This is a genomic window from Methylobacterium sp. E-016, assembly GCF_022829745.1.
In the GTDB taxonomy this organism is placed as follows: domain Bacteria; phylum Pseudomonadota; class Alphaproteobacteria; order Rhizobiales; family Beijerinckiaceae; genus Methylobacterium.
Genome location: NZ_JAKSYF010000072.1, coordinates 70,713 through 81,430 on the forward strand (window position 1 = coordinate 70,713; position 10,718 = coordinate 81,430).

General features: G+C 72.6%; 7 protein-coding genes and 1 pseudogene. 3 read left to right on the plus strand and 5 right to left on the minus strand.

Annotation, left to right across the window (positions count from 1 at the left end; genetic code table 11):
* Positions 1 to 89 precede the first annotated feature (89 nt).
* Positions 90 to 1,028 carry an NAD(P)-dependent oxidoreductase gene (locus tag MKK68_RS07640; RefSeq protein ID WP_244029619.1) on the minus strand — a complete coding sequence of 313 codons (939 nt, stop codon included), beginning with the start codon at positions 1,026 to 1,028 and terminating at the stop codon, positions 90 to 92.
* A 297-nt stretch (positions 1,029 to 1,325) separates the two neighbouring features.
* Here MKK68_RS07640 and MKK68_RS07645 point away from each other — a divergent pair, with 297 nt between their 5' ends.
* The 3 genes from MKK68_RS07645 (at position 1,326) to MKK68_RS07655 (ending at position 3,124) form a co-directional block, all read left to right on the plus strand.
* Complete coding sequence (locus tag MKK68_RS07645) at positions 1,326 to 1,709, plus strand: response regulator (RefSeq protein ID WP_147729619.1); 384 nt, start codon at positions 1,326 to 1,328, stop codon at positions 1,707 to 1,709.
* Positions 1,710 to 1,747: 38 nt separating this feature from the next.
* Positions 1,748 to 2,272 carry a protein phosphatase CheZ gene (locus MKK68_RS07650; RefSeq protein WP_243933132.1) on the plus strand — a complete coding sequence of 175 codons (525 nt, stop codon included), beginning with the start codon at positions 1,748 to 1,750 and terminating at the stop codon, positions 2,270 to 2,272.
* A gap of 66 nt (positions 2,273 to 2,338) precedes the next feature.
* The gene (locus MKK68_RS07655; protein ID WP_243933133.1) at positions 2,339 to 3,124 is read left to right on the plus strand and encodes a creatininase family protein; all 786 of its coding nucleotides are present in this window, start codon (positions 2,339 to 2,341) and stop codon (positions 3,122 to 3,124) included.
* A 53-nt stretch (positions 3,125 to 3,177) separates the two neighbouring features.
* On the opposite strand, the gene MKK68_RS07660 is transcribed toward MKK68_RS07655, so the two are convergent.
* From MKK68_RS07660 to MKK68_RS29420, 4 genes and pseudogenes are all read right to left on the minus strand, one after another.
* Positions 3,178 to 5,550, minus strand: coding sequence for a PAS domain-containing sensor histidine kinase (locus MKK68_RS07660; RefSeq protein WP_244029621.1), 2,373 nt, complete (start codon positions 5,548 to 5,550; stop codon positions 3,178 to 3,180).
* 172 nt (positions 5,551 to 5,722) lie between these two features.
* Positions 5,723 to 8,338 carry an aminopeptidase N gene (gene pepN, locus MKK68_RS07665; protein ID WP_244029622.1) on the minus strand — a complete coding sequence of 872 codons (2,616 nt, stop codon included), beginning with the start codon at positions 8,336 to 8,338 and terminating at the stop codon, positions 5,723 to 5,725.
* Positions 8,339 to 8,498: 160 nt separating this feature from the next.
* Positions 8,499 to 10,586 carry a family 2A encapsulin nanocompartment cargo protein cysteine desulfurase gene (locus MKK68_RS07670; protein WP_244029624.1) on the minus strand — a complete coding sequence of 696 codons (2,088 nt, stop codon included), beginning with the start codon at positions 10,584 to 10,586 and terminating at the stop codon, positions 8,499 to 8,501.
* A pseudogene (locus MKK68_RS29420) lies at positions 10,573 to 10,718 on the minus strand (cyclic nucleotide-binding domain-containing protein); the annotation flags it as partial. The gene MKK68_RS07670 and the pseudogene MKK68_RS29420, both read right to left, overlap by 14 nt.

Below are 10,718 nucleotides of genomic sequence, written 5' to 3' on the forward strand. Positions count from 1 at the left end.
GTTCCGCAAGGGTTCTCATCGGCCGATCCGACCGGTGCGTCGAATTTCGTCGCGCGCCGAGCCCCTTTTCGATCGCTGCGCTGCGGGGCTCAGCCCTCGAGGCTGCGGCGCACGGCGCGGGCGGTGACCGCCGAGACGCGCACGTTCGATTCCCGCGTCACGCCGGCGATGTGCGGGGTCAGGATGAGGTTCGGCACGTCGATCAGCGCCGCGCCGCCCGCGGCGTCCACGGGCTCCCGGGCGAACACGTCGAGCGCCGCCCCGCCGAGGTGCCCGGACCGAAGCGCCGCGGCGACCGCGGCCTCGTCCACGACGCCCCCGCGGGCGGCGTTGATCAGGATCGCGCCCGGCCGCATCCGCGCGATCGCCGCCGGCCCGATCATGTCGCGCGTCGCCTCGGTCAGCGGCACGTGCAGCGAGAGCACGTCGCTCGTTGCGACCAGCGCGTCGAGGGCCAGGCTCGCCACCGCGCCGTGCGCCGGGCGCCACGCGGCGTCGTCGGGCGCGAGGTGCGGGTCGAAGGCGGCGATGGTCATGTCGAGGGCCGCCGCACGGCGGGCGGTCTCGCGGGCGATCGCGCCGAAGCCGACGAGGCCGAGGCGCTTGCCGGCGATCTCGCGTCCCATCAGCGCGTTGCGCGGCCACGCGCCCGCGGCGACCTGCGCGCTCGCGCCGTAGGCGCCGCGCAGCAGCAGCAACGCGGTGCCGATCACGTACTCGGCCACCGCGCCGTCGTTGGCGCCGGTCGCGGGATGGACGGCGATCCCGCGGGCGGCGCAGGCGGCCAGATCGATGTTGTCGAGCCCGACGCCGAGGCGGCCCACCACCCTGAGGTCGGGTGCCGCCGCGAGCAGGCCCGCGCGCACCTGCGTGCGGTTGCGGACGATCAGCCCGGACGCGCCCGCGAGCGCCGCGCGCAGGGCGTCCGGCCGGTCGACCAGGGTCGGATCGTAGAGCGTCTCGAACCCCGCGAGCTCCGCCGCGATCGCGGCCTCGTCCATGAACTCGCTGATGACGACCTTGCGCATGGGGCGGCGATCCTTCTCCGCGGCCGGGCCGGTGCCGGCGGGCTGCCCGCTCTGCCGCGGCGTCCGGGCGACGTCGCGGCTGGGGGCATCGTCATCACGCAGCCGAGCGCGTCGGTAAAGGCGACCGCGCCGCCTATCCGAGTGGATGCGCCGATCGCAGCGCGATTAACCGCTTCGCAATGCCGCCCGGCGTAACGTCCCGGGCATGAGGTGCGACCAGCGACAGCGCCTCCCGACATTGCGTGACCGACGCCGACGGCCGAGCCGGCGATTCGGAGACACCGGAGCAGTTTGACCATGGCCCTCGATCTCAGCATGCCGATCCTGGTCGTCGACGACTACCAGACGATGGTTCGCATCATCCGCAACCTGCTCAAGCAGCTCGGCTTCGAGGAGGTCGACGACGCCTCCGACGGCACGGCCGCGCTGGCGCGCCTCAAGGGCCGCAAGTACGGCCTCGTGATCTCCGACTGGAACATGGAGCCGATGACCGGCTACGAGCTGCTTCGCCACGTCCGCGCCGACGAGGGCCTGCGCACCACGCCGTTCATCATGGTCACCGCCGAGTCGAAGACCGAGAACGTCATCGCCGCCAAGAAGGCCGGGGTGAACAACTACATCGTCAAGCCGTTCAACGCCGCGACCCTGAAGAGCAAGATCGAGGCGGTCTGCGGCGCCTGACCGACCTTTCGGGGCCGACACGCGGAGGAATGCTGACGATGGGTTTGCAAAGACCGCTCGGCGCGACGATCAACCCGGCGACCATGGTGTCCGAGTTGATCGAGATCGCGGACTACATCGCCCACGTGCGCGACGAGATCGCGGCCCTGCGCGCCAACGAGCTGACGCACGACCGCATCCCGATGGCGCACGAGGAGCTCGGCAACGTCCTCGCCGCGACCGCCGGCGCCACCAACACCATCATGGAGGCGGCCGAGTCGATGCTGGCCCTGCCGGACGGGCCGGAATACCGCGCCGCGGTCGAGAGCGGCATCGGCACGATCTTCGAGGCCTGCGCCTTCCAGGACATCACCGGCCAGCGGATCGGCAAGGTGGTCGCCGCCCTGCAGCAGTTCGAGCTGCGGCTCGCGCGCTTCGCCAGCGCGGTGCGGGCGCGGGACGCCGCCGGACAGGACCCGGCCGAGGCCGAGCGCAACGAGCGCGCCCAGCGCCTGCTCCTCAACGGCCCGCAGCCGAACGGCCCGGCGACGGCGCAGGACGACATCGACGCTCTGTTCGCCTGAACCTCGACGGGAAGGGGCCGGCTCCGCTAGAGCGTTGCGCCTGACGTCGGGGCATCGGGGGACAGCATGGCGGCACGGCTCTGGTCCGACCTGACCACGCGCGAGGTCTCCGGGCGCGGCATGGGTCGCACGGTCGCGGTGCTGCCGGTGGCCGCGATCGAGCAGCACGGCCCGCACCTGCCGCTCTGCACCGACGTGGCGATCATGGAGGGCTACCTCGCGCGCGCCCGCGCCCTGGTGCCCGCCGATCTCGACGTGCTGGTGCTGCCGGTGCAGTCGGTCGGCAAGTCCGACGAGCACGACGCCTTTCCCGGTACCCTCTCGCTCACCACCGCGACCGCGCTCGCCGCCTGGACCGAGATCGGTGCCGGCGTGCACCGGGCCGGCTGCAACCGGCTGGTGATCGTCACCTCGCACGGCGGCAACAGCGCGCTGATCGACCTCGTGGCCGGCGATCTGCGCGCCCGCTTCGGCATGGTCGCGGTGACGACCGCTTGGGCGCGGTTCGGCTATCCGAAGGGATGCTTTCCCGACGACGAGATCGTCCACGGCATCCATGCCGGCGGGATCGAGACGGCGCTGATGCTGGCGCTTCGGCCCGACCTAGTTCGGCGCGAGGCGATCGCCGACTTTCCCTCGCGCACCCGTGCGATGGCGGGCGCCTTCACGCACCTGCGCGCCGGGCGTCCCGCCGCCTTCGCCTGGAAGGCCGGCGACCTCCATCCGTCGGGCGCGATCGGCGATGCCCGGCTCGGCACCGCCGAGGCGGGCGAGGCCGCCCTCGACCACGGCGCGCGGGCGTTCGTGGCGCTCCTGCACGACGTGGCGCGCTTCGACCTTTCGGGCGGGTAGCCTCGACGTCGCATCGATTCGGGAGCGGGGCCGGGCTTCGCCCCGGCTCCCTGTCAGGCGCCGGCCGGCTGCGGCTGCCGCGCGCTCGCCCCGGACGCCTCGCGGAGTGCCGCGACGGTCTGCTGCCCGGCATCCTCCGCGGCCACCGTCGCGAGGTGCTCGCTGGTCGGGCGGGGCAGGCGCACCAGGACGATGGTGCCGACGGTCTCCTCCGAGCGGATGCGCAGGGAGCCGCCGTGCAGCTCGGCCATGGAGCGGGCGATGGCGAGGCCGAGGCCGGAGCCCTTGTGGCTGCGGGTGAGGTTGGTCTCGACCTGCGAGAACGGCGCGCCGAGCCTGGCGAGCGCCGCCTTCGGGATGCCGATTCCGGTATCCTCGATGAACAGGTGGGCGTGGTCGCCGGCTGGGCGGGCGCGCACCGCGATCCGGCCGTTGGCGGGCGTGAACTTCACGGCGTTCTGCAGCAGGTTGACCAGGATCTGCTGCAGGGCGCGCTCGTCGGCGAGCAGCGCGAGGCCGGGATACAGGTCGACGGCGACGTGGAGGTTCTTCTGCCGGGCCGGCTCGGACACGAGCTTGAGCGCGTTGGAGACCGCCGCCGCGACGGCGATCTCGCGGCGCGCGAGCCGGACGCGGTGCGACTCGATCCGCGACATGTGGAGGATGTCGTCGATCATCGAGAGCAGGTAGTCGCCGCTGGCGCGGATGTCGGCGCAATACTCGCCGTAGCGCGCCGAGCCGAGGGGGCCGTAGAGCTCGCTCGCCATCAGCTCCGCGAAGCCGATGATCGCGTTGAGCGGCGTGCGCAGCTCGTGGCTCATGTTGGCCAGGAACTCGGATTTCGCCTGGTTGGCCAATTCCGCCGCCGCCTTCTGGTCGAGGTAGCGCTCGGCGAGGTCGGCGAGCTGCTGCGTCTGCAGCTCCAGCGTGCGGCGCGACCGCTTGAGATCCTTGACCGTCTCGATCAGCTCGCGTTCCGAGGCGACGAGCTGCTCCTGGTGCCGCTTCAGGTTGGTGATGTCGGTGCCGACCGAGACGTAGCCGCCGTCCTTGGTCCGCCGCTCGCTGATCTGCAGCCAGCGGCCGTCGGTGAGCTCCGCCTCGAAGGTGCGGGCGGTCGCGCTCGCGGTGTCGGTCTCGGGCATCTCGCGCCGGATCTGCGGAAGCACGCCGCGGCCCATCACCTCGTCGTAGCGGCGGCCGACCTGCGCGTCCTCGGGGCTCAGCGCATGCAGGTGGCGGAACTTCGAATTGCACAGGACGAGGCGGTTGCTCGTGTCCCAGATCACGAACGCCTCGGAGATCGCCTCGACGGCGTCGCGCAGGCGCATGTCGTTGGTGGCGCTGGCCTCGGCGAGGTGCTGCTGCTCGGTGACGTCGACGGCGATGCCGACGAGGTGGCGGCCGCCGTCGGTCACGTCCGGCACCACCTCGGCGCGGGTGCGCAGCCAGATGTAGGCGCCGTTCGCGCCGCGCATGCGGAACGCGTGGTCCACCGCGGTCTGGCTCGCGGCGAGCCCGCGGGCGAGGCTGTAGAGGTCGCCGTCGTCCGGGTGGACCAGGGCGTTGACGTCGCCGAACGACAGGAACTCGCGCTCGCGGCGGTAGCCGAGCAGCGCGTACATCGAATCCGACCAGTAGATCTGCCCGCGCGGGATGTCCCAGTCCCACAGGCCGCAGGCGCCGCGGCCGAGGGCGGTGTCGAGGCGCTGGCGGATCTGCTCGCAGACCTTGTCGATCGCCTTCGCCCGGCGGCTCTGGAGCCCGTAGGCGAGGCCGACCCCGACGATGACGAGGGCGGCCGCCGCGACGAGGATGGCCTGGTGCCGGGCGCGGCCCGTCCAGGTCGCGGTCAGCGCCTCGACCGACTGCATCACCGCGATCCGGTCCTGGCCGTCGGGCAGGCGCCGCATCGCCGCGAACACCGTGTCGCCGCCGGCCAGCGCCAGGCGCATCACGCCGGCGCGCTCGCCCAGCGTCGAGAGCGCTTCCGCCTCGCCGAGCACGGTCTGGAGCGTCTCGGCGCCCGCGGGCAGCGGCGGGCGGGCCGCGACGATGCGCTCGCCGCGCGCCACGATCAGCACCCGGCGCCCTGCCGGGAGCGCGCCGGCGGGGAACAGGTCGGCGAGGCTCGCCTGGGCCGCCTCGTCGCTGCCGACGCGGCCGGCCAGCGCCCCCGCCGAGAGGCGGGTGAAGGTCTCGAGGTCGGCGCTCGCGGCGGCGAGCAGCTCGTCGCGCTGGTTCTGGAGGTGGAGCGCGGTCAGCCCCGCCAGGCAGGCGAGGAAGGTCGCCAGCAGGGCCGGCACCGCGTAGCGCAGCCACGCCTCGGCCTGGACGAAACGCGCGGCCGGAGCCCGCGTCGGCCAGTGGATGCCGAGAATCGTATCCGCACGCGCGGAGAAGGAAGCGGAATCCGCCTCCGGCATGGTCGACCTCGTGACATGAAAGCGTCCGGGCCGTGCTGCGCCGGCCTCGAATCTGAATTCAGTTCATCACTTTCCCGGGTGATTTGTCCACGGCTTTTTTCCAGCCGAGCTTGACTCCCGGCCGCATCTAGCGACTCGGATTCGGCGGAGAATCGTCAATGTTAAGCGATGGTTAACCGGCTTCGAGGGTGCGGGCGGCGATGTCGGCCACGTCCCGCGAAAGCGCGGGGATCGCCTTGATCCGGTTGAGGATTTCGGCGGCCTTTTCCCGCCGCGAAATTTCCCATCGGCGCCACGGGGAAAAGGCGGTGAGGAGGCGCGCGGCGAGCTGCGGATTGATCCGGTCGAGCGCTTCGATGCGCTCGGCCACCAGGGCGAACCCGCTTCCGTCGGCCCGCGCGAACTGGGTCGGGTTTCCGAGCGCGAAGCTGGCGATCAGCGCCCGCACCCGATTCGGGTTGGTCATGGCGAAGGCCGGGTGCTCGGCGAGCCCGGCGATCCGCGCCCGTGTGCCGTCCTCGGGGATCATCGCCTGGATCGCGAACCACTTGTCGAGGACGAGCGGCTCGTCGGCATAGGTGCTGCCGAAGGCGGCGAGCGCCGCCTCGCGGGCGTCCCCCGGGATCGCCGCGATCACTCCGAGGGCGGCGAGGCGGTCGGTCATGTTGCGGGCCTCGCGCAGCTGGGCGAGGGCGCCCTCGGTCCCCGCCGCGGGATCGGCCGCCGCGATCAGGTCGAGGCAGGCGTTGGCGAGAGACCGACGGCCGGCCGAGGCCGCATCCGGGCTGTAGGCGGTCTCGTGCGACGGCCGCAGCGCCGACATCAGCCCGTCGAGGCGCGGGCGCAGCCGCGTTCCGAGGACCGCCCGAAGGGCGGTGCGGGCGGCGTGGATCGCATCCGGGTCGATGTCGGCGGCGATCTCGCTGGCGGCCTCGCCCTCGCCGGGAAGCGCCAGGACCAGGGCTGCGAAGGCCGGGTCGGCCAGGGCCTCGCCGTCGAGGAAGGCCCCGAGCGCGTCGGCGAAGGCCTCGGCCGCCCCCGGCGCCGCCGGTCCGAGGATCAGGCGCATCGCGATGCCCTGCGCCGCCTGCCAGCGGTTGAACGGGTCGGTGTCGTGGCGGAGCAGGGTGAGGCGCTCGGCGTCGGTCAGGTCGAGGTCGAGCCGCACCGGGGCCGAGAAGCCGCGCAGCAGCGAGGGGACGGGCGGCTCGGCGACGTTCTCGAACACCACCGTCGCGGTCTCGGCTTCGAGGACGAAGACGCCGCCGGCGACCGCGTCCGACGTCGCCCCGGCGAGCGGGCCGGCCGTGCCGACGAGGCCGAGCGCCACCGGGATCACCAGCGGCGGCCCGGCCGCCTCCAGGCTCTGGCGGAGACCGAGCGTGCAGCGCCGGGTTGCCGCGTCGTAGGCGCGGGTCACGGCGAGCGTCGGCGTGCCGGGGCGCTCGTACCAGCGCGCGAAGGCCGTGAGGTCGCGTCCCGTCACCGCGGCGAACGCCGCCAGGAAGTCCTCGACGGTGGCCGCCGTGCCGTCGTTGTCGGCGAAGTACCGGTCCATGCCGGCCCGGAAGGCGTCGGCCCCGATCAGCGTGCGCAGCATCCGCACGATCTCGGCGCCCTTGTCGTAGACGGTCGCCGTGTAGAAGTTGTTGATCTCGGCATAGGCCCCCGGCCGGACCGGGTGCCGGAGCGGGCCGGCATCCTCGGGGAACTGCCGCGCGCGCAGGTTGCGGACCTCGCCGATGCGGTGGACGGCGCGCGAGCGCATGTCCGCGCAGAATTCCTGGTCGCGGAAGACCGTCAGGCCCTCCTTCAGGCAGAGCTGGAACCAATCGCGGCAGGTGACGCGATTGCCCGACCAGTTGTGGAAGTACTCGTGCGCGATGATGCGCTCGATCGCGGCGTAGTCGCCGTCGGTCGCGGTCTCGGGCGAGGCCAGGACGTATTTGTCGTTGAACAGGTTGAGGCCCTTGTTCTCCATCGCGCCCATGTTGAAGTCCGACACGGCGACGACGTTGAACACGTCGAGGTCGTAGGCGCGCCCGAAGGTCGCCTCGTCCCAGGCCATCGAGCGGATCACCGCGTCGAGGGCGTAGGCGGCGCGCGGCGCCTTGCCCGGCTCGACGTAGACCGCGACCGCGACGGCCCGGCCCTCCATCGTGGTGAAGTCCTGCGCGACCCGGTCGAGGGCGCCGCCGACGAGGGCGAACAGGTAGGCGGGCTTTGGGTGCGGGTCGTGCCACACGGAAAAGTGCCGTCCGGTGCCGGGCACGTCGCCGGCCTCCACCGGGTTGCCGTTGCCGAGCAGCACCGGGGCCTCCGCGCGCTCGGCCTCGATCCGGGTGGTGTAGACCGCCATCACGTCGGGCCGGTCGAGGAAGTAGGTGATCCGGCGGAAGCCGTCGGCCTCGCACTGGGTGCAGTAGACGCCGTTCGAGCGGTAGAGCCCCATCAGCTTGGTGTTGGCGGTCGGGTCCACCCGCGTCGCGATCGTCAGCTCGAACGGCCCTTGCGGCGGCGCGTGCAGCGTCAGCCCGGCCGGGCTCGCCGCGTAGGCGTCGGCGGCGAGCGGCACGCCGTCGAGCTCCAGCCCCTCCAGGACGAGGTCGTCGCCGTCGAGCACCAGGGGGACGCCGGTGCGGCCGGCCGGGTTCGGGCGCAGCGCGAGCCTCGCCGTGATCCGCGTGTCGTGCGGCGCCAGCCGCACGTCGAGGTCGACGCGGTCGATCAGGAAGTCGCTCGGTCGGTAGTCCTGAAGCCGGATCTGGACGGGCGTATCGGTTCGCATGCGGGGCCTCGCTCGGCTGGCCGGAAGTCGGGACCGTTCTGGTCCCGCCGCCGCCGCGGTGCAACGGCGATGCCCGCCGGCCGATCGACAAACGGGAAGGCCCGATGCCGCGGCGACGGCATCGGGCCTTCGTTCGTGCCGGCGATCCTGCCGAACGCCGCTACCGCGGCAGGCGGTGCAGGGCCTTGAGGAACACGTCCACGTCCGCACGGGTGTTGTAGAAGGCGACCGAGGCGCGGATCGACTGGTCGACGCCGAAGCGGCGCAGGGCCGGCAGGGCGCAATGGTGCCCGGAGCGCACGGCGACGCCGTGGCGGTCGAGGTGGTGGGCCACCGCCTCGTTCGTCTGTCCCTCGATCACGAAGGACATCACGCTCGCCTTCTCGCGGGCGGTGCCGATCAGGCGCAGGCCCCTGATGTCGGCGAGGCCGGCCTGCGCATAGTCCAGCAGGTCGTGCTCGTAGGCCGCGATCGCCGGCAGGCCGACGCTCTCGAGATAGTCGAGCGCCGCGCCGAGGCCCACGGCGCCGGCGATGTCCGGCGTGCCCGCCTCGAACTTTTCCGGCGCGCCCTTGTAGACGGTCTTCGTGAAGGTGACGTCCTCGATCATGTGGCCGCCGCCCTGCCACGGCGGCATCGCCGCGAGGAGGTGCGTCTTGCCGTAGAGCGCGCCGATGCCGGTCGGCCCGAAGACCTTGTGGCCCGAGAACACCACGAAGTCGGCGTCGAGCGACTGCACGTCGATCGGGATGTGCGGGGTCGACTGGGCCGCGTCGACCAGCACCGGCACGCCGTAGGCGTGGGCGAGGGCGATGATCTCGCGGACCGGGTTCACCGTGCCGAGCGCGTTGGCGACATGGGTCACCGAGACGATCTTGGTCCGGCCCGACAGCAGGGCGGCGTACTGCTCGAAGATGATCTCGCCGCGATCGTCGACCGGGATCACCCGCAGGGTCGCGCCGGTGGCCTGGCTGAGCAGCTGCCAGGGCACGATGTTGGCGTGGTGCTCGATCGTCGAGACGATGATCTCGTCGCCCGGGCCGATGTTGGCCCGGCCGTACGAGTTCGCGACGAGGTTGATCGCCTCCGTCGTGCCGCGCAGGAAGACGATGTCGTCCTTCGAGGGCGCGTTGAGGAAGCGGCGCACCTTCTCGCGGCCGCCCTCGAACAGGTCGGTGGAGCGCGCGGCCAGCGTGTGCGCGGCCCGGTGGATGTTCGAGTTGTGGCGGGCGTAGAACTCGGAGGTCGCGTCGATGACCGATTGCGGCTTGTGCGTGGTCGCCGCGTTGTCGAGCCAGACCAGGGGGTGCCCGTTCACGCTCTGGTGCAAGGCCGGGAAGTCCTTGCGGATGTGCTCGACGTCGAAGGGCGCGCCCGCCGGGCTCGACCGGGTCGAGGTCGCGCGCGGGGCCGGCCCGTCGTGGCGCGCGGGCTCGACGCGGGGCGTGGCGTGCGGCCTCGACGCGCGCGAGCCTCCGGTCAGGAAGTAGTAGTCGCCCGACGAGAACGGCTCGTCGGGGCCGGGCTCGACCGTGCGCACGGGATCGCCCGAGAGCCGGCCGGTGCGCCGGAAGTTCTCCTGGGCGACGTCGACCCCGCGCTTCGACGGGTCCGCCGGAACGAGGGACGGCGCGATCGCGTGGGCGAAGGCGTTGGCCCGCGGATGATCCTTCGCGACGGTCCGGTGCAGGTCGCCGCCGCCGGGGAGGAAGGCGGCGACGTCGGCCACGCTCGGCACGAAGAATTCCGGCAGGCCGTGCCGCGTGGACGGAACGCCGCGCTGCGCCGCGCGCGGGTCGGCGAGTGGGTGGACCGAGGGGATCGTCGTGACGTCGAGGAGGCCGGCGCTCGTCGGCGCGGGCGTCCCGCCGAACGGGTTGGCGGCCGACGGCCCGGTCAGGCCGGGAAGCCCGACGCTCGGGCCGCCGACGTTGCGCGCGCCGAAGGCGGCGTCGGGCTGGACGCCCGACGAGGTGTCCGACGGCACCAAGGGGGTGCCGATCGCGGCACCCGGGAGCGACGGCTGCCCGGGGCCCTGGGGAAGGGTCTCCAGGCCTTGGGGACGCTGCGGCGACGCCGGCACGGCGGGGGCGAGCGGGGCGGAGGCCGCGTTGCCCTGACCGTAGATCTCGCGGGCGAGGCGCCCGACGAGATCGGCATGGGCGAGGGAGCCGGCGGCATCGCCCGTCGCGCCCATGGGGATGCCGATGGCGGAGATGCCCAAGACGCCGGCCTCAGACGTAGTCATGGTAGTTGCCGAGCAGCACGTTATCGAGGCGGGCGATCGCGTCCTCGACCAGCACCGCGGCCGAGAAGTAGCGGGTGACGAGGTGCGAGGCGATCGAGTGGTCGTTGGTGCCCATGTAGCGCACCGACAGGC

What these genes read in the sequence shown, in the direction of transcription:
- MKK68_RS07640 (WP_244029619.1), bottom strand. Translation starts at nt 1,028, where the DNA reads ATGCGCAAGGTCGTCATCAGCGAGTTCATGGACGAGGCCGCGATCGCG.
- MKK68_RS07645 (WP_147729619.1), top strand. Translation starts at nt 1,326, where the DNA reads ATGGCCCTCGATCTCAGCATGCCGATCCTGGTCGTCGACGACTACCAG.
- MKK68_RS07650 (WP_243933132.1), top strand. Translation starts at nt 1,748, where the DNA reads ATGGGTTTGCAAAGACCGCTCGGCGCGACGATCAACCCGGCGACCATG.
- MKK68_RS07655 (WP_243933133.1), top strand. Translation starts at nt 2,339, where the DNA reads ATGGCGGCACGGCTCTGGTCCGACCTGACCACGCGCGAGGTCTCCGGG.
- MKK68_RS07660 (WP_244029621.1), bottom strand. Translation starts at nt 5,550, where the DNA reads ATGCCGGAGGCGGATTCCGCTTCCTTCTCCGCGCGTGCGGATACGATT.
- pepN (WP_244029622.1), bottom strand. Translation starts at nt 8,338, where the DNA reads ATGCGAACCGATACGCCCGTCCAGATCCGGCTTCAGGACTACCGACCG.
- MKK68_RS07670 (WP_244029624.1), bottom strand. Translation starts at nt 10,586, where the DNA reads ATGACTACGTCTGAGGCCGGCGTCTTGGGCATCTCCGCCATCGGCATC.